Raw genomic sequence first — 25943 nt, 5'->3', positions numbered from 1 at the left:
TCGTTTGCGACGTCGCTATGCACGTGTCTTAGGGCCTCACAGCGAAATCCGGCAGGCGGTAGCAACCGGGTGGTTACTGAAACTGTGCCGTTTCACTCACCAGATTGACACTGACGTTCGAAAGGCCTGGAACCTCGCCGAGAGCCTTTTCAACCCTGCCCACACAGGACGCGCAGCTCATGCCGGAAACGGACAGACGTATCGTATTGGGGTCGGTCATGAGAGACTCCTCGGTTGAACTTACCCTGATATAGGGCTTCCAGTTGCTGGAAGCTCAAGAGAGTATCTCATTTATTTTTCTGATATTTGCTTGACCTTCCTCCCGATGGAACGACCAAGTCTGAGGTTGTACCAAAAATGGAGGCCTTCATGATTTTTTCCGTCCCGAAAATGAGCTGTGGACACTGTACATCCGCTATCGAAAGCGGCATCAAGGCAAAGGATCCATCAGCCGTTGTCACGTCCGATCTGGACCTTCGCCTTGTCACTGTCCAAAGCACATTGGAACAGGCCGCTGTGCGGCAAGCCATCGTTGACGCTGGCTACGACGCTTCAGCCGCGTAAGCTTGTCCTTATTCGGCGGCCCGTGCCTGATCGACAAGCTCGATCATCTGGTCCGCCTGGATCAGGCCCGGCGCAAGACTGTCGCCGATCACAAATGAAGGTGTGCCACTGAACCCCAGAGATTGCGCAAGCCGCATGGAAGTCTGTATGTGTTCTTCTATTTCCGGTCCGTTCATGTCGCGACGCAACTGTGCAACATCGAGGCCGATGTCTTCCGCAGTGCGGAGAATCGATGCTTCCTCTGCGCGTTCCTTCAGTTGCATCATGGCCCAATGAAACTCTTCATATTTGCCCTGGTTTCGGGACGCCAGCGCCGCGCGGGCGGCAAAAACCGACCCGTCCCCCAGAATGGGCCATTCCCGGTAAACGACCCTGACGTTGGGATCAGCGGCAAGCAATGCCTCCATTTCAGGTTTAACCCGGCGGCAATAGGGGCAGTTGTAGTCGAAGAATTCGACAACCGTGACATCGCCATCCGGATTGCCCAGAACGGGCGCATTGGGATCATTTTCAAGCGTGGCTTTTTCCGTATCGAGAACCTGCGCTGCGGCTTGCGCCTGCAACGCCTGCTGTTGCTGTTCGAACAACTGCGCGGCCTCGAACACGATGCCCGGATTCTCGCGGATGGCTTCCAGCATCAGTTCCTTGATCCGGTCTTCGTCCATGCCGTCTGCCGTCGCAGCGATGGGAAGCATTAACAGTGCGGTGGTAGCCAAGAATCTTTTCATTATCCGTCTCCTTGTGAGGCAATATCCTGGGCCGTGCGCTCGGCTTGCGTGGCGCGTTCACGCTCCGGCCATGTTGACTTGATGTATGCGAGGATGTCCCAGATTTCCCCGTCGCTCAGTTGGTCGCCGAAACCGGGCATGCCGCTGTTGAAGTCAACGCCTTGCGCCGCGAGAACCTCGGCGCCCCCCAGCTTGGTGTAGGCGAACAGCATGCTGTCCGCGTGGTGCCAAGTGTGGCCGCTTGCATCATGCGGCGGTGCGGGCAGGCTTCCGTCATCACGCGGACTGCGCCAGTTTTCTTCACCTTCCAGATTTGCGCCATGGCACGCGGCGCAATTTTCGGCATAGAGGACTTCGCCCGCGGCCACATCGGCTGAGGAGTTGATGAGGTTTTCCGCCGTATGGTCGGTTCCGCCGGACCGGGTCCACAGGAATATGGTAGCCACCGCAACGGTAACTACGCCCAACGCAAGATAGACGGATCGCGGGGTCATCCAACGACGATCTTGGTCATCATGCCCGAAGCCGCATGCGACAGCATGTGGCAATGTAGCAGCCATTGGCCCGGGTTGTCCGCCACAAAGGCAATCTCGCGCGTCTGACCCCGTTCAAGAAGGGTCGTGTCACGCAGCGGTCCGAGGGTGCCGTTTTCGGCGACCTCGTGGAAGTGAATGCCATGCAGGTGCATCGCGTGCGGAAACGCCGTGTCGTTCACGATCTTCAATCGTACATTCTGGCCGCGGTCCAGCCGCGCAAGGGGATCACCGTTGATCCCGTCCACTTTGCCGTTGAACGACCAGAAATACCCGGCCTCGACGATCTCGCCGATCGGCTTGAGTTCGCCCCCAAGGGAAGCGGACCTCATCCGCCCCATGGCACCGCCTTCCATACTCAGGCTGAGCATCGTGGCTTCACTCAAGTCGACCATCCTGTGGTCGTTCGGCGGCAAGGCCAAAGGCGCGTCTCGACGATTTTTCGAGCCCCACTCAACGACCTCGAATGTAACCTGGCTGAAGGCCTCTTCCCGGCCGAACTGAAGAATATGAGCCGTTTCACCAACATCCGCGACCACATCGACGATCAGGTCGATCCGTTGAGCCGGAGCGAGGATCATCGGCTCCGTCACCTTAATGGGTGCAGCCAGGGGCATGCCGTCCAAAGCAACCGCCCAACCGTCAAGGCCTTCCAGCCCCAGTTGGAAATTGCGCGCATTGGCAGCATTGATCAGCCGCAAGCGCAGTCTTTCGTTCTTGCGTGCACTCAGGCCCAGATTGAAGGTTCCATTGGTCGTCAGCAGGTTGCCGATGCGCCCTGCGTGGCTGAGATCATGAGGCGCTCCGAAGTCGTCTTTGATCTGCGCGGTTTCGGGGTCAATAAGCCAATCATCCAGGATCAGGACTTCCTCGCGATCAATGTCGAGAGGCTCGGCCTCTTCCACGATCAGTGCACCGTAAAGCCCTCTGCCCACCTGCTCAAACGACCTATTATGGGCATGGTACCAATAGGTCCCGGCATCCGGGACAGTAAAGTCATAGTCGAATGTTTCCTCCGGCTGGACCACATCCTGTGTCAGGCCGGAAACGCCATCCATCGCATTGTCGATGCGGATGCCGTGCCAATGCGTCGACGTTCCCTGAGAAAACCGGTTGACCAATCTGCGCTGGACACGCCCCCCCTGCGCCACGCGAATCTCCGGACCGGGTGAGCCGCCGTCAAAGCACCAAAGCGATGTCTTGCCATAGTTGCCGGGCAGCAGCTGCACGTCGCTTTGCTGGGCTGTCAGGGTCGCGAATGGCGTGCCCGCAAATCCAGTGCTGGCCGACAGACCACTGAACGCAGCAGATGTTGCCAGAAATTGGCGGCGATTGAGCGTGATCATTCGTGGGTTCCCAAGATTATGATTTGTTGTCCAGCAGGTAGGTGGCCATCGCATTCAGGTCTGCGTCGCTCAGAAAGCCCGTGCCATAGCGCACGACTTCGGCCATTGATCCACCAAATACGTCGCCAGACGGCGTTATGCCAGATCGCAATGCATAAGCCATATCGTCTGTTGTCCAGCCTTCGGACACAAGATCGCGCGTCCGGATCGAAGGTGCTTTGCCACCTCCCGGCAAGGCGTCGTTGCCGGAAAACCTCTTCGATACTATGCGTGCGCCTGCAAAGTTCCGCGTTGTGTGGCAGGCAGCACAATGTGCCGCCCCGTTGACCAGCAGCTTGCCCCTGTTCCAAGCATCGCTTCGGTCCGCCTCTGGTGCGGTGTCAGGCTTTGTCAGAAAAGCCGCCCGCCAAAGTTTCATCCCCCATCGCTGATCGAACGGAAAAGGCACCTCATGGGACGGGGTCGGCACATTCACGGCTGGCACGGTCTGGAACGCGGCCCACAGATCGGCAATGTCCTGATCCGTGTAGTTTGCATAAAACGGGTAGGTGAAGGTGGGATAATAGGGGTCTCCGTCCGGGGAAATTCCCTGCCTTACCGCTTTTGCAAACTCTTCTACTGTCCAGCCGCCAATCCCGAATTCGACATCGGTGGTCAGATTTGGCGGATAGAATGTCCCGAAATCGGTCCGGAGCGGCGCTCCTCCTGCCAATGGCGCCCCGCCAGCTTCAAAGTTGGTGTGGCACGCAATGCATCCACCGGCGCGCGCCAGATACGACCCCCGCTGGGCATCGCCTTGCAGGGTCAGGTCCGAGACTGGCGCACCGATCGGCCAGGCTATCGTTGCCGCGACAACGCCGATGCCGCCGACGACCCCCGCACCGATGATCCAACGCCACCACCGCATCTGATCACTTGTCCTCTTTGCGGAACTTCTGGTGGCAGGCCGAACAGGTCTGGGCGACCATCGCGAACGCACGGTCGGTCGGCATGTCCGCAAACATCTCGGTCGTCATGGGAAGGTCCGATCCCATCATGCCCCCTCCCATTGCAGGCGCGGACCCGCCACCCATCATCCCGTCAGTGGCGCCGCCCATCATTGATTCGCTACCGTTGCCCTGTGCTGCGGCCAACCCATTGCCTGCGCTCAACTTCAATCCTTCGGCGGCTGTTCTCAACTCTTGCGCAAGGGCCGCGAACTCTTCGCTGTTTTCCCAGACCGACGGCAACGCCTTGGACACTCCGCCACCCGAGCCTTCAGGAAACAGTCGCGTCATTTGCTCACCGGCATGGCCGATCATCGCGCCAGCTTCCCTGCGGACGACATCGGCGTCATAAGGTACCTGACCCCGCATCATGGGTGATAGCGTCTTGAGTGTTTTGGCCATCGCGGACATGCCCTGCATCCGCTCCAGCACCACGCCGGTTGCTCCGGAATGCGCCAAGGCAGCAACGCCGGTCGTCCCGATCGCAATGGCAGTAATCCATATCTTCATGTTCATGTTGGTCATTCCTGTCAATTGATCCCGTTGGCGCGCTGAAGTTCCCGCACATATGCAACAACCATCTTCACATCGCCGGGTGTGACGCCTTCAACTGGCGGCATATTGCCAAACTTCCAATGGTGCGCTCTGACACCTTGTTTCGCGGCAAGCAAAAAAGCGGCGTCACCGTGATGGCTCGGTTCATAGATCTTGTGGACAAGCGGCGGTGCCACGCCATTCTGTCCGGCAGCATTCGCACCGTGACAAGCGGCGCAAGCGCCATCGAAAACACGCTTTCCCAATTGGGCATTTGCTGAGAATTCAGCAGGCACAACCACGTCTGCAATCGGCGCGCCCTCTTCCGTCTGCGAAAGATCAGGCGTTGTCATTGTGTGGCCGGGCATCGAAGACGATGGCTGCAATTGCTGCCAGATCACAACCGCGCCACCGACGACAAAAAACGCCGCAATCAGGATGCCGGACTTCGACATCAGATTAATCGTACCTGCGTGCCGACCGGTGTCCTTTCGAACACCTCGATGATTTGCTCGTTGTAGAGACCGATACACCCGCTTGAAGAGCGTCTTCCGATCTTGCGCGTATCATGGGTGCCGTGAATCCTGTAGTACGTCCAACTCAGGTGCAGGGCACGGACGCCCAACGGGTTATCCGGCCCGGGCGGCATATAGGCTGGCAAAGACGGGTCACGTTCGCGCATGGAGGGTGTAGGGGTCCAGTCAGGTTCGGGGTCCTTGAACGTGACTGTCGTGTAGCCGCGCTTTGTCAGCTCGTCAGACAAGGGAACCGATGTCGGATAAATGCGCATTTCGCCATCGGCCGTCCAGTGTTGCATCACGCGGGTAACGGTGTCTGCGATGATGATACCCTTGTCCAAAGCGTCAAAGTGGTCTTGCCAAGCGTGTGTACGAAACGATGAGATATTCCTTCGGACACTGGTTTGATCCACCTGCGCACGCAGGATGGACGGGGCCGCGAAAGCTGCCGATGCGGCACCTGCCGTGAATGCTCGACGCGTTACACGTGTTTGCTTGCGGGTCATCATATGGCCTCATGTTGTTGTCTGCCTATCCACTAGACTACCCGCCTGGTCGCATTTCATGAACAGTTCGGGGCCTGATATTATGTAACGATATGTATCCCGGCCAACGGACACGTCTTCGCGCTGCTGCCTCAAACCTCGATGGGTTTCAGGACAACACGCGTGTCGAGCGGGACCTTCTCATAGAGTTCGATGATCTGATTATTGGTAAGCCTTGCACAGCCGTTTGAGACACGTCGACCAATCGTCTTCGGATCCGTTGTGCCGTGAATTCTCAGGTAGGTGTCCCCACGCCCTGGCTGGTAAAGATACAAGGCGCGGGCACCGAGTGGATTGTTCAGCCCACCGGGCACACCGCCCGCAAAACGAAGATATCGGTCAGGATCTCTGGCTATCATGGCGGGTGTGGGCGTCCACCGCGGCCACTTTTGCTTGCGCGCGACATAGAACTCGCCGGATTCATAGAGCCCCTCCCGGCCAATTCCGACGGTATACCTGATTGCCCGATTGTTCGGCAAAGTCCAAAATAAAGCGAACTGGTTCGGATCGACATGTATTTCTCCCGGTTTGTCTGCCTCGGTGAACGGAACCTGGCGCGGCAACTGCTCCGGGGGCACCACAGATGGCCCGACGCGCCGGTCGTGCTCTGCGTCACTATGCGCGAATGCTGTTTTTCCACTCACCGAAAGAGCTGCAACAGAAGTCAGGAAATATCTTCGTTTCATATACTTGCCTCACTAAACTAGTCGGGTTTGAGGTGACGAACAACCCGCGCCATATGTGGCGAGCCTTCCTCTTTCGGGGCTGACTCGGCGCTTTGTTTGACGGGCAGCGTGATTTCAGCGCGCAGACCCCCATCAGTGCGGTTTTTCAGTTCGATAGAACCACCGTGCTCAAGGATGATGCTGCGCGCAATCGACAGCCCCAGGCCATGACCGCCGGTATCCTGTGATCGCGACGTCTCGAGCCTGACATAGGGTCCGAAAACAGCCTCCAGCTGATTGTCGGGAATACCGGGCCCCTGATCGTCGATGGCGACCACTACCTCACTGCCCATGCGTTGCCACGAAACCCTGGCCTCACTCCCGTAGCGGATCGCGTTCTCAATCAGGTTTCTCAACGCGCGCCCCATCGCGCTTGGTTTCACGGATACGATGAGTGGACCTTGGCTGGTCACCTGAACCTTGTCCAAGCCCATACCAGTGATCAGATCGTGCAAATCAACCGATTGGACCTCTTCATGCTGTCCGACGCCCTTCGCGAAATCGAGGGTCGCATCGACCATCCGTTGCATCTCTTCACTTGACGCCACCAAGGACGTGCGCGTGTCTTCGTCGTCCACCATTTCGGCCCGCACCCTAAGCGCCGTCAAAGGCGAGCGCAGATCATGCGCAAGCGCTGCAAGCATCTGGGTCCGGTCACTGACAAATCGCGTCAGGCGATCCTGCATGATGTTGAATGATCGGGTCAGATCTCGAACTTCCTTCGGCCCTACGACCGGCAGATCGCCCTTGGCGGCGCCGCGACCCAGGCGTTCGGACGCAGTCGCGAGATCGTTGAGTGGTCCGGTCAGTCGGGACAGGAGAAACCAGAAACTTGCAACCAGCAGAAGTCCCGCAGTCAGTGCAAAGGATATGTTGGACGCCAGCGACCTTTGCAGAGGCGGCCGTTCGAACCGCGTCTCGATGTTGAGCCAATTCCCACCGGACAGCGCAATGGACAGCTCCATCTCGATGGCCGCAAGGCTGCCCTGCATCATTTCGGCGTGCATTTGCGCCATTTCCGGTGACAGGTTCGGAAGGGGCAGCAGACCTCCCTCGATTTCATGAACCTCAACCCGGATATCCCGGCTGTAGCTTTCCTGAAGCAGTGCCCGTATCCGCGCTTCGACCGCTCCACCGTCATCGTGTTGTCCGTGTGCAACCGACGGCTCGTCTGTAAGGTCGAACCGTACGAGCGGAGACGTTGCCGCGCGGACGATCTGGGCATGCAATTCCGGGGGTGCGCCTTCAATCAACTGTGCGACATTTGCGGCCCTTCCGGCGGCTTCGGCACCGATGGCGGCCTGAATGGCTAACGAGCGTTCATCAACGAAAAACCAAAGACTCAGAGCTTGCGCGAGGATCAAGACACCGAGGACCAGAAGGGCAATCTGTGCACGCAACGTCCGCGGAAGCAGCTTCATTCGCAAATCTCGACATCGCAGGAAAGACTATACCCCCCCTGCCGGACAGTCGCGATGATCTTCGGGCGCAAAACGTCCTCTTCCATCTTCCGGCGCAACCGGCTCACCTGATTGTCGATGGTTCGGTCCAATGGACCGGCGACCCGGCCGGTGCTCAATTTGAGCAGCTCGTCGCGGCCAATGACCGTCCTTGGCCTTTGCAGGAACAGGGTCAGGAGTTTGAGTTCACCGGATGTAAGTTGCGTACGCGAACCGCCTTGGTCAATCAGTGTGCGGCCATCGAAATCCAGCTTTAGGTGTGCAAACTTCAACGTTTTCCCCGCAAAACCATTCGGTTTTGGGATCAGCTGCGTCCGACGCAATATCGCGTTGATCCGCGCCACCAGTTCCTTGGGATTAAACGGCTTGGCGAGATAATCGTCTGCCCCGCCATCCAGACCCGCGATGCGGTCTTCGTCGTCACCCAATGCGGTCAGCATCAGGATCGGAATATGCCCTTCCTTGCGCAATCGCGTGCACGCGGACAGCCCGTCTTCCCCCGGCATCATCACATCGAGGACAATCAGATCGAAATGCGCTTCCGCCAGCCTTGCGTCCATCTCAACTGCATTTTCCGCCGCTGAAGCACGCATGCCGTTGCGTTCCAGATAACTGGTGACGGATTTCCGAATCTCTGAATGGTCATCGACGACAAGGATGCGTGGCAGATCGCTCATGCCGCCAACATAGTCATTTTCACCAAGGGACGCCCATCCCGTGTTTGTAGCCAAATGTAACAGCGCGGGCAGTCGACTTCGGGATACCGAGCAACTATTTAAGGAAGAACATCGAGGAGTTTTAAGTGAACCGACGTGAATTTGGCCTTACGGCACTCAGCCTGGCCTTGGCCGGGCCTGCTTTGTCGCAAACCGCCGCACCCACGTTGCAGGTGACAAAGACACCGACCTGCGGCTGCTGCGGCGCTTGGGTAAATGAGATGATCTCTGCCGGTTTCAAGGCATCGGTCGAGGACGTGGATTACGACACGCTTCAGGTTCTGAAGCAGAAACACGGCATCGCGCCGGAACTGGCAGGATGTCACACTACGTCCGTGGGCGGATATTTCGTCGAGGGTCACGTGCCTGCGGCTGACATCGGGCGGTTGCTGAGCGAAAAACCTGTCGCGCGCGGACTGACAGCACCGGGAATGCCCATGGGTTCGCCCGGCATGGGCCCCCAAGGTGATCCCTATGATGTGCTGCTTGTACTGATGGATGGGTCGACGCAAGTCTTCGCAACCCACGGCTGACGTGTTTGCCCGCGATACGTTCCGACAAAGTTTTTCGCCGACCTTACCATTCGGCAGATTTTGTTGGAACGTATCCGTTCTGAGCTTGGCAAGCATATTGCCGTTCCTGCTTGTCTACATCCTCGCAACGCCTGGTTTTGCGACGCTGCTGCTGACGAATGGGACCGCGCTCTCGCGCTTCCTCCGGCAGGTCTTTACCAATGGGTTTGTGGTCGTTTTCCTCGTGAATTACTTGGGGTTCGTTTCCGCATCGGTCGCGCTGAAGCAGTACCAGCATCGGCCGATTGTTTACCTGGTTTTAGATGGCCTGCTGCGGAGTGTCGCATTCATTGGGGTTCACATTGCCGTCTATGTGATGTCGGCCGATCTGTTCGGCTCGTTCAACGGCAGCCGTGCAACAGCTTTGAGCGTGGTCGGACCAACGCTCGAGCGGTCGTTCATGTTTGGGAACATCTCGGGCGTATATCTCTATGCCCTGGCGCCCGGCACCTTCATCGCGCTTCTGGTGGTTCTGACAGAACCTTCTGGCGAGGCATCGAAGCCTACCATGTTCAGGACAATGAGCATGGCCTTGCTGTTCAGCCTGACCCCGATCCCCCTCGTCACATTCCTGTCCTATGCGTTGGATCTGGCAACCTGACGGGCCAACTTGGTCAACGACCCGCAGGCTGTCATCTGATCAAATTGTATCCGAATGTACCCTTGACCTTGCCTCACTGGAATGTCGCAGAAGAACACGAGCATATTCTGGAGAGCTACATGTCTGACAATCAAAGTCAAAAATCCACCGGTTCATCGAAACTGATGCAGTATGGTATGATGGCCTGTTGTGCCGTTATGTTGTTTCCAGTCGCCGCATTCTTTATTGCAGGCGGCACGATCGCGGGTCTGTGGGGCAACGTCGGCCTTTTTGCGCCGCTCGCACTTTGTCTTGGTGCGCATGTCGTCATGCACAGGATGATGGGAAAGTCGTGTCACGGGTCAAGAGTTGAACAGGCGAACGAGGCGACTGTGGATGCAGAATTTGAAGATGGCCAAGCTCCCGAACGAGAACTGGTACGCGCCCGCTAGAACGCGGCTGACAATCGGAATTCCGATTGCAGGTATTCTGGCCCTCGGCGGTTGTGCCCAGTCGGCCTCGGGCAAGCTTTGCCCACTTGAGCCCCCTTCCGTGACACGGGATGCGGCACACGACGTCATGCTTCCCGTAGGATGTCGCTTGGTCGGTCAGTCTGAAGGTACTACCCACGAAATAGTCTGTGACGACGGCCGGACCGGATGGGCTTTCGATTAAGCGCCAAACCTTGATCCTGCCTCACATTCACCTGCACAGCGACGGTCGCCCACGCCACTACGGGCGCAACCGTTCCAACGCGCTTTGCACGGCTTGACGGCGCGGGTCATCTCCCGGCACCTCCGACAACAGGATTTCAGCGTGTTCAAACGCCGCGATTGCCGGCGCGGTATCACCCAGAACCGAATAGGCATTGCCAAGCCGCATCCATCCATCAAGATCGTCAGGCTCATCTTCCAGCCGCGTGGCCAGCCGTTCGACCATCGAGCGAATGAAATCCTGTCGTTCCTCCACACTCATGTCCTGCGCGTTTTCGATGTCTTCCTGTGTCGGGCCGGACGCACTGGTCTTCGGGGCATAGTCGGCCAGCGAGATCGGAGCCTTGCCGATCTTCGCGCCAATCCGGTTGGCTTCGCCAACAAAGCTTTCCATCCACGGGAAAAACCTATCCGCATCGTCCAGCCGGGCCACCAGCGTTTCGTGAGCCCGAGCCTCATCGCCCTTCTGCTCGAGCGAGACTGCCTTGAAAAAGGCAGCACCGGGATTGGAAGGATCCAGTTCGTACGCCCGATCAATCGCGGTGTCCGCTTCAGGTGTCACCACACCTTGCTCTGCGTAGATCAGAACCTCGGCCAACATGGAGAAGACGGCGGAATCGGCCTCCGGTCGTTGTGCGACAACTCTATATGCATCGGCTGCATCCGCATACCGGCCCATTTTCGAATAGGTTTGCCCCAGCAGCATCCAGCCTTCCGAAGGCCCGCCTTCGGGGTCTGAACTGAGCCGGACGTACAGACGATCTGTCAATTCGGCGATTTCCGCCGCTTCCTGCCGTTCAGTGGCACGTTCGGCAAAGGCGACACCTGGGATCTCTGGCGAGCCCATTGCGGAGTAATATCCAAAAGCGAAGACCGGCACGAACACTGCGCTCAGAACGACCATCAAGCGGCCCCCTGCCGCCGGTTTCCCATCTGACAGAACGGACCGGCGCGACTGCACGAGGATCCGTCTCTTGATCTCCTGCTCCGCCGCCGTGGCCTCGGTGTCGGAAATGACACCGCGCTCAAGATCCCGCCGAACCTCATCCAACTGATCCATGAGGACCGCATCCGTGGCGTCAGCCGGGACGGGTGTCCGCGACGACCGATGGCGCAGCGGCAGGCCCATGAAAAGCAGACCGACAACGGATAACAGGGCGAAAACCAACCAGATCATGAACCGTCCTTTGAAGCGTTCTCTTCAATGAAACGCGCAATTTCCGCTTTTTCGTCATCGGAAAATCCCGTTGCGGCAGCCCTGCGCCGGCTTCTCGAAATGACGGTCCAGCCGACAAGCAGCGAAACAAGCGCAAACACGAAGGGCGCCATCCAGAGCGCGAGAGTGGCGCGATTCAGGGGCGGGCGCATCAGGACATAATCGCCATACCGGGCGTGGATGTACGCGATGACCTCCTTGTCGCTGTCACCGGCAACAAGCCTTTCGCGCACCAGTATGCGCAGGTCCCGCGCAACCCCGGCGTTGGAGCTGTCGATGTCCTGATTCTGGCAGACAACGCAGCGCAGTTCCCGTGATATTTCACGGGCGCGTTGCTCCAGTACAGGATCCTGCAACATCTCGTCTGGCTCGACCGCCAAGGCCGTCACCGGAAGCAGCAGGAGGAAAGCAAATGCGATATATCTCATCCGTTCTGGCCCCTTGCTAACGCGCCAGCCTGGATCAATGCTTCCCTGAATGTGGAAATCGCCGTTTCGCCCACGACGGGGCCGACATATCTGAACAACACCGTCCCGTCAGAGCCGACAATGAATGTTTCAGGTACGCCCGAAAGGCCCCATTCAATCCCCACTCTGCCGCTCAGATCAGACCCGATCCTTTCGTAGGGATTGCCAAGCTCAGCAAGCCATTTAGTCGCATCCTCCGGCTTGTCCTTGTAATTGATCCCGAACAACGTCAGCCCGTCCTTTTCGACCATCTGGGTCAGAACCCCGTGTTCGGCCCGGCAGGGCACGCACCACGAGGCAAACACGTTCACGATGACCGGTCGCGGGTTCCCGACCAGATCGGCGCGGGAAAGCCCTGGCGTCTCCAACCCGTCGACAGCGGCCAGATCGAATTCGGGTGCCGGCTGCGAGATCAGAACCGAAGGAATGTTGTTCGGGTCCCGGTCCGGGTTCAAGCCCCACAGAAAAAACCCCCCGAAAATGGCCGCGATTGCCAGCGGAATGAATGCCAGTATACGTCCCATGCCTACTCCGCAGGAAGTGCTGCGGGCGCTTTCGCCTTGCGACGGGGTGCCCCGACGCGCAACCGCCGGTCAGACAGCGAAAGACCCCCACCAAGCACAAGCATCGCCGATCCGATCCAGATAAAGTTGACCAGAGGTTCATACAGGATGCGCAGGGTCCAAGCCCCTTGCGTGCTCTCGTCCTCGGCGGCCGGATTTGCGATGGACGCATAGAGATCACCGGCCATTGTCGATCTGATGGCGCTCTCTGTGGTGGTGGTTTGCGCGACCGGATAGGTACGCCGCTCCGGGAAGAGATCGGTGACATAGTTCCCCTCCCGGGCCACACGAAGCGTGCCACGATCCGCGAAGTAATTTGGCCCACGCACACGTTCGGCCCCCTCAAAGGTGACATCGAACCCACCAATGCTGACCTCTGTACCGGGCCGGACAAAGATGATTTCCTCGGATTTCCAGACCGTCGAGCCGATAAATCCGAACATCGCCATCGCGAGCCCCGCATGAGCCAGTGTCATCCCATGAGAGGATCTGGGCAGGTTGCGTGCACGGCGCACCGATTCCGGGAACGGTGCCTCAAACAGCTTTATGCGCATCGCCCATTCCCGCAGGGTTGAGAAAAACAGCCAGAATGCAAGCATCAGCGACAGATACCCCAACACCGGACCGCCCTCGGCGAGATACCAGGTCACCAATGTCGCGAGCACGGCCAGAACGACCACGAAACGCAACCGCTGCAGAACGCCCGCCAGATCGGCACGTTTCCAGGACAGGTAAGGCCCCAGCCCCATCGCAAAGACGAGCGGCAGCATCACGGGAATAAAGGACGCATTGAAGAAGGGCGGCCCCACCGACAGTTTTTCACCGCCCGTCGCGGCTTCGTAGAAGAGCGGGTACAAGGTGCCGAACAGCACAATGCCGGTGGCCGTGGCCAGCAGCAGGTTGTTCACCAATAGCCCCGCTTCCCGGCTGATCGGCTTAAACAGGCCGCCGGGCTCCATTGTCGGCGCGCGCCAGGCAAACAGAGCAAGGGAACCGCCGATCGAAACGGCCAGCAATCCAAGGATATAAAGTCCCCTTTCCGGGTCGACCGCGAATGCATGCACAGAGGTCAGCAGGCCCGATCGGACAATGAACGTGCCCAAGAGCGATAGGGAAAAAGTCAGGATCGCCAGAAGGATTGTCCAGCTTTTGAACGCATCCCGTTTCTCCGTCACGATTGCGGAATGCAGCAGTGCCGTGCCCATCAGCCATGGCATGAAACTGACGTTCTCAACGGGGTCCCAGAACCACCAGCCGCCCCAGCCAAGCTCATAATAGGCCCACCAGGATCCCAGCGCGATGCCTGCGGTCAGGCTCATCCAGGCAGCCAGCGTCCACGGACGTACCCACCGTGCCCAGGCCGCGTCCACCCGCCCTTCGATCAGGGCGGCAACCGCGAACGAAAAGACAATCGAGAACCCGACATACCCGAAGTAGAGAAGCGGCGGGTGCATGGCGAGACCGACATCCTGCAATAATGGGTTGAGGTCCTGACCGTCGTCTGGCGGAGGGAAAACGCGGTCGAAGGGATTGGACGTCAGCAGCATGAAAGTCAGGAAACCGACACTGATCCAGGCCTGCACCGACAGCGTTCTTGCCTTCAGCGACAGAGGAATGTTCGATCCGAAGAGGGCGACCGCCGCACCAAACACCGTCAGGATAAGGGTCCACAGCAACAGGGATCCTTCGTGACTGCCCCAGGTGCCTGCCACCTTGAACAGCATCGGTTTGAGTGAATTGGAATTCTCCACCACGTTCTTGACCGTGAAGTCGCTTGTGACGAAGGCTTGCATCAGCGCCAGAAACGCGATGCCGACAAAGAAAACCTGACCGAACGAGGACCATCTGGCAGACTGCATCCACAGGATGTTTCCGCGCCCCGCACCGAGGATGGGCAGCACACTTTGAACAAGCGCCATGGCCAAGGCCAGTGCCAGCGCGAAATGACCGATTTCAGGTGTCAAAGGATCATCAGCCTCTTCAATGAATTCACTGGATCGACGTCTGTCTAGCAAATCGTCCGGCGAACTGTGAGTGGTTGCTTTGTCACCGTTTGTAACAGGATGCTGTGACAAATGATTACAAAACGGCCCGCGCTTGGCCTTTAATCAAAGCGCTATAACGCCAATGTATCTAGGGTAAGTCTGAAAGGAATGAGAAATGAAAAACAAGAAATTATTGCGCTTGGCGTGGTGATCGCGGTTGGCATGGCGCAAACAGCATTTGCGGAATCCGACGGGGCTGCCGACAGCAAGCCTGACAGCGGGAATATGTCCGGCATGGCGATGGGCGATGGCGACAATCAGATGGGCATGATGGGCGGGGACATGATGCCGATGATGCGAAAAATGATGAAGATGCATGCCGCTATGATGGGTGGCCAGGGCAACATGATGGGAATGATGGATCGGGACATGATGTCGACAATGATGTCCGGTGGACAGCCTCATGAAATGGCCGCGCAGATGTCCGAAAAAATGCGGGAGTTCGATGCGAATTCCGATGGAGCGTTGACACTTGACGAGTTCGAAGCCTTGCATATGGACGCAATGCGCGCGCGCATGGTAGATCGCTTTCAGCATCTCGATGCGGACGGTAACGGCCAGATCTCTCAGGACGAGATGGAAGATGCCGGTACACGGATGAGCAAAATGAACGGTACTTCCACCGGAACGGACATGGAAGGTCATCATGACAGCGAATAAGGGTCAAGCCTGCGGCACTCAGCTTGATGGGGGCAAATTATGGCCTTCTTTCTGACGCGCCGCGGCGCAAGCCTTGCGATGTTGGCCAGTTCCGTTGCACCTTTCTCGGCTGTCGCCCAGACCGCCGAGGTCTGGTCGGCGGACATGGCAGCAGATGCGCTGCAACAGGACCTGATCCGGATGATCGACGTTCGGTCGCGACCGGAATGGACCGACACCGGCGTTGCCGACGGTACCTGGCCCATCAGCCTGCATGAGGACCGTTTCGCCGAGCGGCTTTTTGCCGCCCGGGAACGGGCCGAAGGGCGGCCTGTCGCGCTCATCTGTGCGACAGGCGGGCGGTCTGGCCGCGTCATGCGAAGTCTTCGGCAGGCTGGCTACAGCGGCTTTCTTGACGTATCCGAAGGCATGCTCGGTTCTGCCGCCGGACCGGGCTGGATCGCGGGCGGTTATCCGGTCGTCAGTGTCGATATGGCTCTGGCGGCGCTGCCAGAGGAATTGAGTTGAAGTGAAACTGTTGAACCGTCGAGAACTGTTGGGCCATGCCGCAGGCTTTGGGGCTGCATTTGCCCTGCCATCGGCTGCATTCGCGGCATCGGACAAGAGGCTCGCGTATCCTCCCCTTCTCGATGCGACGACATCCCGGCTTTTTCAGCTGGAAGCCCGCACGGGCGAGACCCGTTTTGACGACGGTGCCGCCAGCGAAACGTTCGGCTACAACCAGGGATACCTTGGCCCGACGATCCGGGTGCAGGCCGGGGTCGAGACACGGGCAGAGGTGCACAACACGCTTGGCGAGCCGATGTCGGCGCATTGGCACGGGTTGGTTGTTGCCGGTGAGTTCGATGGCGGACCACATCAGGCCATCGCACCGGGAGACACCTGGAAGCCGGTGCTGGACCTTGACCAGCCCCCGGCAACGGCCTGGTATCACAGCCACATTCACGGCGCGACGGCACGGCAGGTCATGCTGGGGCTGGCGGGTGTTCTGCAGGTGACGGATGACGCGGATGACGCCCGTGGATTGCCATCCGCCTACGGGGTCGATGATCTGACCCTTGTATTGCAGGACCGTCAGTTCAACTGGCGCGGACGCCTGAAATACGATCCCGGCATGCACCAGTCCATGAACGGGTTTCAGGGCGACACAATGGTTGTGAACGGTCAAATCGGCGCGTCGGCAGCGGTTCCGAAGGGGATCGTGCGGTGCCGTGTCGTCAACGGCTCGAATGCGCGGGTTTACCGCCTGTCCATGTCTGACAGCCGGTCGCTTCATCTCATCGCGACAGATGCCGGATTTCTGGATCGACCGATTGCGCTGAACCGCCTGACCCTTGCACCAGGAGAGCGCGCAGAAGTGCTTGTGGATTTCACAAGCGGGCGGGACAGTGTTTTGAAGTCCGACGATATCATTAATTCGGCCATGGGCGGAATGATGGGCGGCGGCGGTTCCGGCAGTCCATTCACCGTGCTGCCTTTCGCTGTCGACACAACCCTTCCGGTTCGCATCGACGCCCTGCCCGGCTCTCTGGACGGGCAGTTGCCTGATCTTGCGGTCAAGGACGCGCCAGTCCGACGTCTGTCACTGGATATGTCGATGGGCATGGGGATGATGTTCTCGCGGTCCGGTAACCGATTTTCGATCAACGGCGCGTCATACGATTCGGGAACGCTCAATTTTTCCACCAAACTCAACAGCATCGAGCGTTGGATTGTGCGTGGGGCCATGATGATGCACCCGTTCCATGTTCACGGCGTCCGGTTTCAGGTCCTGTCGGAAAACGGTACGGCACCGCGTGCAGAGAACAGGGGTTGGAAGGATACGGTACTGGTGGATGGTGAAGTGGAGCTTGCGATGAAATTCGAAAAACCTGCCTCAGCGGCTGCGCCCTACATGTATCACTGCCACATTCTGGAACACGAAGACGGCGGCATGATGGGGCAATTCAGTGTTGCTTAGCGCAGAAATCCCTTTACCCTCCGCTGACAGGAACCTTTAGGGGAATCCTATTCCTCGATAGAGGTTTGAGATGAAAACCGAATTGCACATCAAGCGGCTGACCCTCGCCGGCGGGCTGTTGATCGTCATCTCTGCGCCTATGCATTTCATCTTGCCCGAGCAAAGGCCAATTGTCTTCGCAGCTCTCTTTCTTTTGGTGCTCCATGCCGCTTAGCAAACCGCGCCTGCATCGGGTTGGGCTATGGTTGGTGGTTGCGCTTGGCGTACTTTTGATAGCCATATGGGCAATGGGATATGGCCCGGCGATAGCCCGCGAGACTATCGAGGTCTGGATAGAGCGGGCCGGCGCTTTGGGACCGTTGCTCATCATCGTGCTCATGATGGTTTCGATCGTGGCAAGCCCCATTCCAAGTGCACCGGTCGCACTGGTGGCAGGCGCGGCGTATGGTCATGTTGCCGGAGCTGTCTATGTCGCCATCGGGTCGGAACTGGGTGCACTCGTGGCATTCATCATCGCCCGCTATATCGGGCGCGACCACGTTGAGCGCTGGCTTGGGGATAAGGCCGGTTTCGGGTTATTGGGCTCTCAAAATCTGTTGATGTTGACGGTGTTCGCGTCTCGCCTCTTGCCCTTCATCTCGTTTGACGCAATGAGCTACGCTGCCGGTCTCAGCCGCCTGCGCCTTTGGCGGTTCCTGATCGCAACTCTGGCAGGCATTCTTCCAGCCAGTTTCCTGCTCGCGCATTTCGGAGCAGAGGCCATGTCGGGAGATTTCGGCACTGCTGAGTGGATCATCATCGGTCTTGGATTGATGACTGCCGCACCGTTGCTGGTCGCAGCGCTCTGGCGAACAAATCGGTCAACCAACGCTTCCTAAGTCTGAGTATGTCAGCAAAAATGAAAACCGTGATTGCCTACTTTACCATTGACCTTCCCCCACAGGAAGCTGCGACCGTGAATCGCTATGGATACACAAACACCACAACTCCGCCGGGATTTCCTGTACTACGCCACCGCCGGAACGGGCGCGGTTGCCGTAGGGGCTGCGGTCTGGCCATTGCTCAATCAGATGAACCCATCCGCCGATGTCCGCGCGCTGTCCCAGATCCGCGTCGATATCTCCGGTGTGGAACCCGGAACGCAATTGACTGTCAGTTTTCTCGGCAAGCCGGTGTTCATCCGGCACAGGACCGACGCGGAAATCGCGCAGGCCCGTTCGGAAGATGTGCTTTCCCTTCCTGATACCGTCGCCAGAAATCCCAACATATCCGGAGATGACCTGGCCACCGATGCAAACAGGGCAGTGGCGGGAAATGAGAATTTCTTGGTCATGATAGGCGTTTGCACGCATCTGGGATGTGTACCACTTGGTGACGGAGCCGGCGATTTTGGTGGTTGGTTCTGTCCCTGTCATGGCTCCCATTATGATACAGCAGGACGCATTCGAAAGGGTCCGGCACCGGAGAACCTGCATATTCCCACGATGTCCGTTTCGGAAGACATGATACTGACCCTGGGCTGACAGGAGCTTCGCGCATCGCGAAGGCCCATAAAATTCATACGCAGCGTTGTCGGAAGAGTCTTGACCCTCCAGTAACTGGAAGGGTTATGTGTTCAATTGTCTTGAAAACGGGAATTAGAAGATGGCCACGGACCAAGAACATCATCACGACATGACGCGCACCTCGACCGCATCAGACCCAGATACAGCGACCGACCCGGTGTGCGGCATGACCGTCGAGATAGACGAAGACACGCGCAGTGCCGAGTATGATGGAGAGGTCTTTCATTTCTGCTCGGAAAACTGCGAAACCAAGTTTGGCAAAGACCCATTTTACTATGCGTCGGGAAACGCCCAAAAGACACCAGCACATGGCGAGGCCGGTACGCAATGGACCTGCCCGATGCATCCGCAAATCCTGAAGGATGAGCCCGGGTCCTGTCCGATCTGCGGCATGGCGCTTGAACCGATGCTTCCATCGGACGAGCCGTCAGAAGAGTTGTCCGATTTCACAACACGCATGTGGATCAGCGCGGCAGCCGCCGTTCCGCTGGTTATCCTGACGATGGGTGAACTGGTCGGCCTACCTGTGCGGGAATGGATCGGACATCAGACGGCTGTCTACATCGAATTCGTCCTCGCAACCCCGATCATTCTCTGGGCGGCTCTTCCCTTCTTCAAAAGGGGGTGGGAATCGATCAGGAATATATCGCCGAACATGTGGACCCTGATCGCGCTTGGCGTCGGGGCTGCCTATATCTATTCGCTTGCCGCAACATTCCTGCCCGGCATTTTCCCCGAAGCGTATCGAAACGGCCAAAGCGTCGGGACATATTACGAAGCTGCGGTTGTGATCGTTGCGCTGATCTTTGTCGGTCAGGTGCTCGAGTTGCGCGCCCGCGAACGGACGGGTGATGCCATCCGTGCATTGCTCGATCTCGCACCAAAAACGGCGCGGCGGATCCTGCCGGACGGGACGGAATATGACGCACCTCTCGAACACATTGTTGAGGGTGACAGGTTGCGGGTACGCCCCGGCGACAGCATACCCGTCGATGCCGAGGTCCTCGAAGGGCATTCATCTATCGACGAAAGTATGATCACCGGAGAGCCGTTGCCGGTCGAGAAAACACAAGGCGACCGGGTCACAGGCGGCACGATCAACAAGAACGGCACATTGGCGATCCGGGCCACACAGGTCGGTGCGGACACGGTCCTGTCCCAGATCGTGGACATGGTGGCAGGTGCAAAGCGGTCGCGCGCGCCGATTCAGGGTCTGGCGGACCGGGTATCGTCCGTCTTTGTTCCGACGGTTGTCGTCATTGCGATCATATCCTTCGTTGTCTGGCTGTTCTTAGGGCCCGATCCCGCGCTCGCCTTCGCTGTTACTGCAGCCGTATCCGTTCTTATCATTGCTTGCCCCTGTGCCTTGGGCCTTGCGACGCCCATTTCGATCACAACGGCGGCGGGCCGCGGGGCACAGGCTGGCGTTCTGATCAAAGACGCCGAAGCACTGGAACGCATGGCGCGTGTCGATACCGTCATCGTTGACAAGACCGGAACACTCACCGAAGGGCGCCCCAAGCTGACAGACGTGGTGCCCACGGGGGACAAGGCTGAAAATGACCTGCTGACAATGGCTGCGGCCCTCGAACGGGGCTCCGAACATCCGCTGGCCGAAGCAATAGTCGAGGGTGCGCTGGCACGGGGGCTGACGCTTCCGAACGCAACGGAATTCGAAGCCGTGACTGGCAAGGGCGTGAAAGGCATGGTCGATGGCCAGGTCGTGGCACTTGGGAATCCCGCCATGATGGCAGAGATCAACGTTGACGCTTCGATTGCGGAATTTGCTGCGGACGACCTTCGTGAATCTGGAAAGACAGCAATGCTTGTGGCGATAGATGGCACTTTTGCCGGCATTGTCGCTGTTGCCGATCCCATCAAGGAGTCCACGGCAGACGCCATCGATGACCTTCATCGCCTCGGTCTCAGGGTCATAATGGCAACCGGTGACAATCAGAAAACCGCCGAAGCCGTCGCCGCAAAGCTGGGTATTGATGAAGTCCACGCAGGCGTCTTGCCCGAAGACAAGAAGGCATTGGTGGACTCCCTCAGACAAGAAGGGGCCCGGATCGCCATGGCAGGAGACGGCGTGAACGATGCCCCTGCCCTGGCGGCGGCTGATGTGGGCATTGCGATGGGCACCGGTGCCGACGTTGCCGTGGAAAGCGCAGGCATCACCCTTCTGGGTGGTGATCTTGTCGGCATCGTGCGTGCGCGCCGATTGGCAAAGGCAACGGTGCGAAACATCAAGCAGAACCTGTTTTTTGCCTTCGCCTACAATACCGCAGGTGTGCCCATCGCGGCTGGTATTCTCTACCCGTTTTTCGGCCTTCTTCTGTCGCCGATGATCGCCGCCGCCGCGATGAGCCTGTCTTCGGTCTCCGTCATTAGCAATGCACTGCGGCTGCGACGGGTACGGCTTTAGTCGCAAACTAAGGAGATAGATGATGGCAGGCGGACATCAGGGGCATATGCCGTCCGGCGGCAAGGGGCTGGCGATATCAGCCTAGTTGACCGGCATCTATTTTGTGATTGAACTGGCGATTGGCCTATGGACAGGGTCAATCGCGGTCATCTCCGACGCGTTCCATACCTTTTCGGCCGTGGGCGGTGTGCTGGTCGCCATTGTCGCGGCGCGTATGGCGTTGCGTCCGGCGGATGAAGAGCGGAGCTTTGGCTGGGCGCGCGCCGAAATCATCGGCGCCCTTGTGAATGGCGGCTTCTTGCTGGCCATGGCGGTTGTTGTCATCGCGATGGCTGCCATGCGCATGTCTGCGCCAATTGATCTTCCAACGGGTCCGATGCTGATTGCGGCTGCCGGGGGGCTCTTTACGGAGTTCATTTCGCTTGCGCTGATCTGGAAGCAAAGCAAGGAAGATCTGAACACGAAGGGAGCGTTCTGGCATATCATCCAGACCTTTGTTGGCAGTCTGTTGATCATCGTGACCGCCCTCGCAATCGAATTCACCGGGTTTCTGCTGATCGACCCGCTGCTTGGCATGGCGTTCGGGTTTGTCCTGCTATGGGCGAGCTGGGGATTGCTGAAAGAAGCGGCGCATCTTTTGATGGAAGGCACGCCTCCCGAAGTGAGTCTGCCTGAAATCAAACGTACCCTTGAAGAACTGCACGAGGTTTCCGATGTTCACCATATTCATGCCTGGGCGCTGACAAGTGGCAAGCATGTCTTCTCCGCGCATCTGCGTGTCACAGAGCAAGCAGATCAAGAAGAGGTCCTGCAAACCGCCTACGACATGCTGCGTAAGGACTTCGGGTTCTTTTTCGCAACCCTGCAGATCGAAACACGGTGCTTCGACGAAAGCGGCGCTGAGGCAATCGACCTTTCAGCGGCGACCAGTAAGACAGGGCATAACGGCGATCTTTGAAAACAGGTCATCGTCGCGGGCAGCAATTCTCATTGTTATCGGGCAAGCGAAATACCCGCCAAGCTTTGCTACCGCACCTTTTGTTATCTCGAACCGGGCATGGTCCGGCTGATCCATTCAGGGGCGCAAATGATACGTTCCCCGGGTCGGATTTGCGATCCGGCCATCATTCACAAGCTTTCGCAAGGCCCGATAGGTGGCCTCGTGCGAAAGGTGCAGCGCGCTGGCAAAATCGACAACGGAGCTTTCAAGCAGGCCCGCCACCATACCGGCATAGACCCGTTCTTCTGCGCGGCGGATGCCTACGATCTCAAGCGCCTGACGTTGCGCTTGTATCTGCTGTGCCGCTTGCCGCGCATAGGCGCGTGCAAAATCCGGATCTGCAAAGGCAGACAAGACCGCCGCTTTGTCGATCTGTACAAACGCCCCAGCCTCCGCCACGACCGCATCGCAGTGGTATCTATCCGAAAACACCGATGCTTCGGCAAGGCTCATCCCGGGCTCGGCACGGTAGATGATAAATCGTTCGCCATCCGGGCCGACACGCTCAAGATGAACGCGCCCGCACTTAACAACATAAAGGCCGCAGGTCCGCGCGCCCTGACGAAAGACCGTATCCCCTGCGGCCCTCGTCAGCGGACGCAAGGCGGAGGGCGGTATGAGATTATAGGGTTCAGGCATCATATGATCCAAATCATATTTCAGGGTCCGATCAGGTACTAGGCTGAATCCGAATACACTCAGGAAAGGCTGGTCCATGCGACTGATACCCGTTCTCTTCGCTGTCTTGCTTGCGACACCCGTTACGCCGCAACAAATGCATTCATCCATGGGTCACGCGTCCGACGCCCCAGGAAACCGGCCAGTCCGCCTTCGCCGCATTGGCCGAAATAGTTGTGCTGCTCCAGGCCGATCCCGAAACCGATTGGGGCGCCGTCAATATCGACAAACTGAGGGACCATCTGGTCGATATGGACCTTTTGACACGAAAGGCAGAGGTCACCCGCATTCTGCGGCCCGACGGGGCACGGTTCGAAGTGCGTGGCAGCCCGCGTGTCCTGTCGGCCATCAACACAATGGTTCCCGCCCATGCACCGTTCCTTGCCGGTGAAACAGGCTGGAGTGTTGCGTCAGAAGAAATGGAGGATGGTGTCGCACTGATCGTGGGTGGCGATGGTGAACAAATACAGGGCCTTGGTTTCTTTGGTCTGATGACAATCGGTGTACATCATCAAGAGCACCATCTGATGATTGCGAAAGGACGCAAGCCGCATCATTGAGCACGCGCCCAAGGCTCATATGCGGACCCAGGCCGCAATGGTCACTTCGCCAACACTACGCTCGGATATTCACAAAGAATCTGATGTCGACACCAGATCCGCAGAATTAACCGTCACACGCCTGCGGGACCATACGATCAGGGCCGCGCCAAGGATAATCATCGGCAACGACAGCAGTTGGCCCATTGTCAGCCCATAGCCCGCCCAATGAACCGCATGTCCAATCGGGTTGTCCTGCGTGACGAACTGCATATCAGGCTGCCGGAAGAACTCGACAAGGAACCTTGCGCTTCCGTATCCCGCCAGGAACAGGCCAGTAAGGCTTCCGGGAAAGCGCAGCCAACCGCGTTTCCAGGCCAGAAAGATCAGGACCGAGCCAAGCAGGATACCCTCCAGAAGAGCCTCATAAAGCTGGGACGGATGGCGGCCACACAGGCCCACGACGCCCGCACAGGACTGGGCCGCCTCGCCGGGGAATGCCACCGCCCAGGGCACATCGGTCGGACGGCCCCAAAGCTCGTTATTGGTGAAGTTGGCCAGCCGACCGAGGAAAAGACCCGGTGGTGTTGCAACAGCGAGCAGATCCGCCGTTGATAGAACGGGTGCGCCGTTGCGATAGCAAAAAAGCAAGGTGGCCACGACCACGCCGAAAAAGCCGCCATGAAATGACATACCACCCTGCCAGACCATGAAGATTTCGACGGGGTTCTGAAAATAGTACTGAGGTTGATAGAAAAGCACGAACCCCAGCCTGCCCCCCACGATCACGCCCAGAATGATCCATGTCAGCAGGTCTTCCAGTTGCTTGGGTTGCAGCGGCGGCGCCCCGGCCCCCCAGACTGACGAAGAGCGGACCAATGCGACACAGATGCGCCAGCCGATAAGGAGGCCAACAATATAGGCCAGCGCATACCAACGCAGGGCAAAGCGGAACGATCCGATATCAACGGCAAAAATCTCTGTTCCGATGTCAGGAAATTGGATAATCGAAGTCAGCATTCTTTGTTACCTTTGCCTGTTTCACACAAGGCCACATTTTGTTTCCCGCAACGGACGTTGGCGCGTTCAACCCTGTTGTCCCCAGCCCAAAGCGCTGTGGTGAATGTGCCATCCTTGCGTGCGGGAGTCGGTTCCGTTGAACCAGAGATGACGCACATCGGCACCCGCGTCCATGTGTTCAGGCGCTTGTATCCCATGAGTTTTGTACTTGTTTGTAACGGTTGGAAGCTCCGCCGCCTACTGGATCCGTCCGTCGCGGGAAATCAGCCGATCAAGGTCGCGCTCCATGATCTGAATTCGCTCCCGCGTCCTGCAACGACCATTGCGCAACCACATCTATGATCACGGATATGTTCATTGAAGTTGCGCGCGCCCGGCACAATTCAACGGATCATGACGGCACATAATGGTGATAACCGGGATCAAAGCAGGACCAGCGGCATCGCAAAAGGAGTTCAGATGTTTATACGGTCCCTCGCAGCGACACTTTTCATCGCTTTTGTTGCATTAGCTGCAAACGCCCCGCCCCTCTATGCGCAAGGAAAGACAATTCCATTCGATGGAAGCTGGAAAGAACAGGGCCTCTTGCGGCTCTTTTCGAACGAGTACGGCCTGCAAGGTCGGCGGCTGGACGTGATTTCCGATGGCACGGTTTCGGTTCTCTGGCGTCCGGTCAGCGCAGCCCTTGGCACCGCAAAGGCAGCAATGTGGGAATGGTCCGTCACGCAGGGTGTTAAGGGAACCGACCTCACACGGCGCGGCGGCGATGATCGCAATCTTGCTTTGTACTTCATATTCGTCGATCCGCAGACCGCAAGCACGCTTGGCCGAACAACGGCGCGCAAATTGCTGCGTGATCCCAATACGCGGGCGCTGGTTTATGTCTGGGGTGGCAATCATGCGAAAGGCGCATTGCTGAACAGCCCCTACTCGACGGGTCTCAAATCGAAAATTCTGCAAACGGCGCAAACCGGCAACTTCACCGAGAATGTGAACCTGGATCGCGATTTCGTGCGTGCGTTCGGGGACATGCCAAAGGTTCTGGTCGGTCTTGCGGTGACAGCCGACAGCGATGATACCGACGGAAAGATCCTTGCGGCCATTCAGGACCTGCAGATACGTTAGGTGCTCTCCGGTATTCCGCCAAACCTGGGCGCCGATCTGCAATGTATCAATATATCTCGCCGGGACGCCCTTCCGCAACGGTGGGTCACGTCCGTCAAGGTGGTGTAATTTCCCGGATGGCCTGAGGGCATGATCAGGCGGCTTTCGTTGTTATGCTGAG

At 58.1% G+C, this 25943-nt stretch carries 30 protein-coding genes and 1 pseudogene; 14 read left to right on the top strand and 17 right to left on the bottom strand.

The window, feature by feature from the left end:
* Positions 1–82: 82 nt before the first annotated feature.
* Positions 83–220, bottom strand: a pseudogene (locus tag MF270_RS27430) (heavy-metal-associated domain-containing protein); the annotation flags it as partial.
* A 137-nt stretch (positions 221–357) separates the two neighbouring features.
* Here MF270_RS27430 and MF270_RS27425 point away from each other — a divergent pair.
* Entirely contained in the window at positions 358–564 is a 207-nt protein-coding gene (locus MF270_RS27425) for a heavy-metal-associated domain-containing protein (RefSeq protein WP_005619165.1), read from the top strand.
* Between the two features lie 8 nt (positions 565–572).
* On the opposite strand, the gene MF270_RS27420 is transcribed toward MF270_RS27425, so the two are convergent.
* The 10 genes from MF270_RS27420 to MF270_RS27375 form a co-directional block, all read right to left on the bottom strand.
* Complete coding sequence (locus tag MF270_RS27420) at positions 573–1292, bottom strand: DsbA family protein (protein ID WP_076695210.1); 720 nt, start codon at positions 1290–1292, stop codon at positions 573–575.
* Positions 1292–1786, bottom strand: a complete 495-nt coding sequence (locus MF270_RS27415) for a c-type cytochrome (RefSeq protein ID WP_005619169.1) — start codon at positions 1784–1786, stop codon at positions 1292–1294. Before MF270_RS27415 ends, MF270_RS27420 begins: the two co-directional genes overlap by 1 nt.
* Positions 1783–3171, bottom strand: a complete 1389-nt coding sequence (locus MF270_RS27410) for a multicopper oxidase family protein (protein WP_050686572.1) — start codon at positions 3169–3171, stop codon at positions 1783–1785. The genes MF270_RS27415 and MF270_RS27410 overlap by 4 nt, the downstream gene beginning before the upstream one ends.
* A 16-nt stretch (positions 3172–3187) precedes the next feature.
* On the bottom strand, positions 3188–4078 hold the full coding sequence (locus tag MF270_RS27405) for a c-type cytochrome (protein WP_076695212.1): 891 nt from the start codon (positions 4076–4078) through the stop codon (positions 3188–3190).
* A 4-nt stretch (positions 4079–4082) separates the two neighbouring features.
* Positions 4083–4682 (bottom strand): c-type cytochrome, encoded by a 600-nt coding sequence (locus tag MF270_RS27400; protein ID WP_106406159.1) that lies wholly within the window; start codon positions 4680–4682, stop codon positions 4083–4085.
* A gap of 5 nt (positions 4683–4687) precedes the next feature.
* Entirely contained in the window at positions 4688–5146 is a 459-nt protein-coding gene (locus tag MF270_RS27395) for a c-type cytochrome (protein WP_005619178.1), read from the bottom strand.
* Positions 5146–5718, bottom strand: a complete 573-nt coding sequence (locus MF270_RS27390; RefSeq protein ID WP_043847205.1) for a L,D-transpeptidase — start codon at positions 5716–5718, stop codon at positions 5146–5148. Before MF270_RS27390 ends, MF270_RS27395 begins: the two co-directional genes overlap by 1 nt.
* Positions 5719–5846: 128 nt before the next feature.
* Positions 5847–6440: a L,D-transpeptidase gene (locus MF270_RS27385; protein ID WP_005619183.1), complete on the bottom strand. Its 594-nt coding sequence runs from the start codon at positions 6438–6440 to the stop codon at positions 5847–5849.
* A gap of 17 nt (positions 6441–6457) precedes the next feature.
* Positions 6458–7900, bottom strand: coding sequence for an ATP-binding protein (locus MF270_RS27380; protein ID WP_050672446.1), 1443 nt, complete (start codon positions 7898–7900; stop codon positions 6458–6460).
* Positions 7897–8616, bottom strand: a complete 720-nt coding sequence (locus MF270_RS27375; RefSeq protein WP_076695214.1) for a response regulator — start codon at positions 8614–8616, stop codon at positions 7897–7899. The genes MF270_RS27380 and MF270_RS27375 overlap by 4 nt, the downstream gene beginning before the upstream one ends.
* Before the next feature lie 125 nt (positions 8617–8741).
* On the opposite strand from MF270_RS27375, the gene MF270_RS27370 reads away from it, so the two are divergent.
* The 3 genes from MF270_RS27370 (at position 8742) to MF270_RS27360 (ending at position 10259) form a co-directional block, all read left to right on the top strand.
* Entirely contained in the window at positions 8742–9188 is a 447-nt protein-coding gene (locus MF270_RS27370; RefSeq protein WP_037953522.1) for a DUF411 domain-containing protein, read from the top strand.
* A 97-nt stretch (positions 9189–9285) separates the two neighbouring features.
* Positions 9286–9828, top strand: coding sequence for a hypothetical protein (locus MF270_RS27365; RefSeq protein WP_050672448.1), 543 nt, complete (start codon positions 9286–9288; stop codon positions 9826–9828).
* A 119-nt stretch (positions 9829–9947) separates the two neighbouring features.
* The gene (locus MF270_RS27360; protein WP_037953520.1) at positions 9948–10259 is read left to right on the top strand and encodes a DUF2933 domain-containing protein; all 312 of its coding nucleotides are present in this window, start codon (positions 9948–9950) and stop codon (positions 10257–10259) included.
* Positions 10260–10539: 280 nt separating this feature from the next.
* On the opposite strand, the gene ccmI is transcribed toward MF270_RS27360, so the two are convergent.
* The 4 genes from ccmI to MF270_RS27340 are packed head-to-tail and all read right to left on the bottom strand — an operon-like array spanning position 10540 to position 14730.
* Complete coding sequence (gene ccmI, locus MF270_RS27355; RefSeq protein WP_043847209.1) at positions 10540–11697, bottom strand: c-type cytochrome biogenesis protein CcmI; 1158 nt, start codon at positions 11695–11697, stop codon at positions 10540–10542.
* Positions 11694–12164, bottom strand: a complete 471-nt coding sequence (locus MF270_RS27350) for a cytochrome c-type biogenesis protein (RefSeq protein ID WP_009824475.1) — start codon at positions 12162–12164, stop codon at positions 11694–11696. Before MF270_RS27350 ends, ccmI begins: the two co-directional genes overlap by 4 nt.
* Entirely contained in the window at positions 12161–12727 is a 567-nt protein-coding gene (locus MF270_RS27345) for a DsbE family thiol:disulfide interchange protein (RefSeq protein ID WP_009824474.1), read from the bottom strand. Before MF270_RS27345 ends, MF270_RS27350 begins: the two co-directional genes overlap by 4 nt.
* 2 nt (positions 12728–12729) lie before the next feature.
* The gene (locus tag MF270_RS27340) at positions 12730–14730 is read right to left on the bottom strand and encodes a heme lyase CcmF/NrfE family subunit (protein WP_238368766.1); all 2001 of its coding nucleotides are present in this window, start codon (positions 14728–14730) and stop codon (positions 12730–12732) included.
* A gap of 189 nt (positions 14731–14919) precedes the next feature.
* Between MF270_RS27340 and MF270_RS27335 the strand changes: the two genes are divergently transcribed.
* The 8 genes from MF270_RS27335 to MF270_RS27300 all read left to right on the top strand — a co-directional run bounded on the left by MF270_RS27335 (position 14920) and on the right by MF270_RS27300 (position 22379).
* Complete coding sequence (locus MF270_RS27335) at positions 14920–15471, top strand: EF-hand domain-containing protein (RefSeq protein ID WP_067627155.1); 552 nt, start codon at positions 14920–14922, stop codon at positions 15469–15471.
* 39 nt (positions 15472–15510) lie between these two features.
* Positions 15511–15978, top strand: a complete 468-nt coding sequence (locus MF270_RS27330) for a rhodanese-like domain-containing protein (protein WP_043847215.1) — start codon at positions 15511–15513, stop codon at positions 15976–15978.
* A 1-nt stretch (position 15979) separates the two neighbouring features.
* A complete protein-coding gene (locus MF270_RS27325; RefSeq protein WP_043847217.1) occupies positions 15980–17431 on the top strand; it encodes a multicopper oxidase family protein in 1452 nt (483 codons plus the stop codon).
* A 70-nt stretch (positions 17432–17501) separates the two neighbouring features.
* On the top strand, positions 17502–17645 hold the full coding sequence (locus MF270_RS27320; RefSeq protein WP_009824469.1) for a hypothetical protein: 144 nt from the start codon (positions 17502–17504) through the stop codon (positions 17643–17645).
* 73 nt (positions 17646–17718) lie between these two features.
* Positions 17719–18309 carry a TVP38/TMEM64 family protein gene (locus MF270_RS27315; RefSeq protein WP_227512171.1) on the top strand — a complete coding sequence of 197 codons (591 nt, stop codon included), beginning with the start codon at positions 17719–17721 and terminating at the stop codon, positions 18307–18309.
* Positions 18310–18396: 87 nt separating this feature from the next.
* Positions 18397–18954 (top strand): ubiquinol-cytochrome c reductase iron-sulfur subunit, encoded by a 558-nt coding sequence (petA, locus tag MF270_RS27310; RefSeq protein WP_009824465.1) that lies wholly within the window; start codon positions 18397–18399, stop codon positions 18952–18954.
* Between the two features lie 121 nt (positions 18955–19075).
* Entirely contained in the window at positions 19076–21421 is a 2346-nt protein-coding gene (locus MF270_RS27305; protein WP_043847221.1) for a heavy metal translocating P-type ATPase, read from the top strand.
* Between the two features lie 85 nt (positions 21422–21506).
* Positions 21507–22379, top strand: a complete 873-nt coding sequence (locus MF270_RS27300; RefSeq protein ID WP_237219250.1) for a cation diffusion facilitator family transporter — start codon at positions 21507–21509, stop codon at positions 22377–22379.
* 117 nt (positions 22380–22496) lie between these two features.
* Here MF270_RS27300 and MF270_RS27295 read toward each other — a convergent pair whose 3' ends face one another.
* Complete coding sequence (locus tag MF270_RS27295) at positions 22497–23138, bottom strand: Crp/Fnr family transcriptional regulator (protein WP_108895363.1); 642 nt, start codon at positions 23136–23138, stop codon at positions 22497–22499.
* A gap of 137 nt (positions 23139–23275) precedes the next feature.
* Here MF270_RS27295 and MF270_RS27290 point away from each other — a divergent pair, with 137 nt between their 5' ends.
* On the top strand, positions 23276–23659 hold the full coding sequence (locus MF270_RS27290; protein ID WP_009824461.1) for a hypothetical protein: 384 nt from the start codon (positions 23276–23278) through the stop codon (positions 23657–23659).
* 69 nt (positions 23660–23728) lie between these two features.
* On the opposite strand, the gene lgt is transcribed toward MF270_RS27290, so the two are convergent.
* Complete coding sequence (lgt, locus tag MF270_RS27285) at positions 23729–24658, bottom strand: prolipoprotein diacylglyceryl transferase (protein ID WP_050672452.1); 930 nt, start codon at positions 24656–24658, stop codon at positions 23729–23731.
* A 357-nt stretch (positions 24659–25015) separates the two neighbouring features.
* Here lgt and MF270_RS27280 point away from each other — a divergent pair, with 357 nt between their 5' ends.
* Positions 25016–25783, top strand: a complete 768-nt coding sequence (locus tag MF270_RS27280; protein ID WP_231886351.1) for a DUF3047 domain-containing protein — start codon at positions 25016–25018, stop codon at positions 25781–25783.
* Positions 25784–25943 lie beyond the last annotated feature (160 nt).

The organism is Mesobacterium pallidum (assembly GCF_019966535.1).
GTDB lineage: Bacteria > Pseudomonadota > Alphaproteobacteria > Rhodobacterales > Rhodobacteraceae > Mesobacterium > Mesobacterium pallidum.
Note: the sequence above shows the minus strand (reverse complement) of the source record. Positions and strands in the feature narration are given on the sequence as shown.

Excerpts from the sequence above, each read along its gene's own strand:
- MF270_RS27425 (WP_005619165.1), top strand. The coding sequence starts at position 358 with ATGGAGGCCTTCATGATTTTTTCCGTCCCGAAAATGAGCTGTGGACAC.
- MF270_RS27420 (WP_076695210.1), bottom strand. The coding sequence starts at position 1,292 with ATGAAAAGATTCTTGGCTACCACCGCACTGTTAATGCTTCCCATCGCT.
- MF270_RS27415 (WP_005619169.1), bottom strand. The coding sequence starts at position 1,786 with ATGACCCCGCGATCCGTCTATCTTGCGTTGGGCGTAGTTACCGTTGCG.
- MF270_RS27410 (WP_050686572.1), bottom strand. The coding sequence starts at position 3,171 with ATGATCACGCTCAATCGCCGCCAATTTCTGGCAACATCTGCTGCGTTC.
- MF270_RS27405 (WP_076695212.1), bottom strand. The coding sequence starts at position 4,078 with ATGCGGTGGTGGCGTTGGATCATCGGTGCGGGGGTCGTCGGCGGCATC.
- MF270_RS27400 (WP_106406159.1), bottom strand. The coding sequence starts at position 4,682 with ATGACCAACATGAACATGAAGATATGGATTACTGCCATTGCGATCGGG.
- MF270_RS27395 (WP_005619178.1), bottom strand. The coding sequence starts at position 5,146 with ATGTCGAAGTCCGGCATCCTGATTGCGGCGTTTTTTGTCGTCGGTGGC.
- MF270_RS27390 (WP_043847205.1), bottom strand. The coding sequence starts at position 5,718 with ATGATGACCCGCAAGCAAACACGTGTAACGCGTCGAGCATTCACGGCA.
- MF270_RS27385 (WP_005619183.1), bottom strand. The coding sequence starts at position 6,440 with ATGAAACGAAGATATTTCCTGACTTCTGTTGCAGCTCTTTCGGTGAGT.
- MF270_RS27380 (WP_050672446.1), bottom strand. The coding sequence starts at position 7,900 with ATGAAGCTGCTTCCGCGGACGTTGCGTGCACAGATTGCCCTTCTGGTC.
- MF270_RS27375 (WP_076695214.1), bottom strand. The coding sequence starts at position 8,616 with ATGAGCGATCTGCCACGCATCCTTGTCGTCGATGACCATTCAGAGATT.
- MF270_RS27360 (WP_037953520.1), top strand. The coding sequence starts at position 9,948 with ATGTCTGACAATCAAAGTCAAAAATCCACCGGTTCATCGAAACTGATG.
- ccmI (WP_043847209.1), bottom strand. The coding sequence starts at position 11,697 with ATGATCTGGTTGGTTTTCGCCCTGTTATCCGTTGTCGGTCTGCTTTTC.
- MF270_RS27350 (WP_009824475.1), bottom strand. The coding sequence starts at position 12,164 with ATGAGATATATCGCATTTGCTTTCCTCCTGCTGCTTCCGGTGACGGCC.
- MF270_RS27345 (WP_009824474.1), bottom strand. The coding sequence starts at position 12,727 with ATGGGACGTATACTGGCATTCATTCCGCTGGCAATCGCGGCCATTTTC.
- MF270_RS27335 (WP_067627155.1), top strand. The coding sequence starts at position 14,920 with ATGAGAAATGAAAAACAAGAAATTATTGCGCTTGGCGTGGTGATCGCG.
- MF270_RS27330 (WP_043847215.1), top strand. The coding sequence starts at position 15,511 with ATGGCCTTCTTTCTGACGCGCCGCGGCGCAAGCCTTGCGATGTTGGCC.
- MF270_RS27320 (WP_009824469.1), top strand. The coding sequence starts at position 17,502 with ATGAAAACCGAATTGCACATCAAGCGGCTGACCCTCGCCGGCGGGCTG.
- MF270_RS27315 (WP_227512171.1), top strand. The coding sequence starts at position 17,719 with ATGGGATATGGCCCGGCGATAGCCCGCGAGACTATCGAGGTCTGGATA.
- petA (WP_009824465.1), top strand. The coding sequence starts at position 18,397 with ATGGATACACAAACACCACAACTCCGCCGGGATTTCCTGTACTACGCC.
- MF270_RS27305 (WP_043847221.1), top strand. The coding sequence starts at position 19,076 with ATGGCCACGGACCAAGAACATCATCACGACATGACGCGCACCTCGACC.
- MF270_RS27295 (WP_108895363.1), bottom strand. The coding sequence starts at position 23,138 with ATGGACCAGCCTTTCCTGAGTGTATTCGGATTCAGCCTAGTACCTGAT.
- lgt (WP_050672452.1), bottom strand. The coding sequence starts at position 24,658 with ATGCTGACTTCGATTATCCAATTTCCTGACATCGGAACAGAGATTTTT.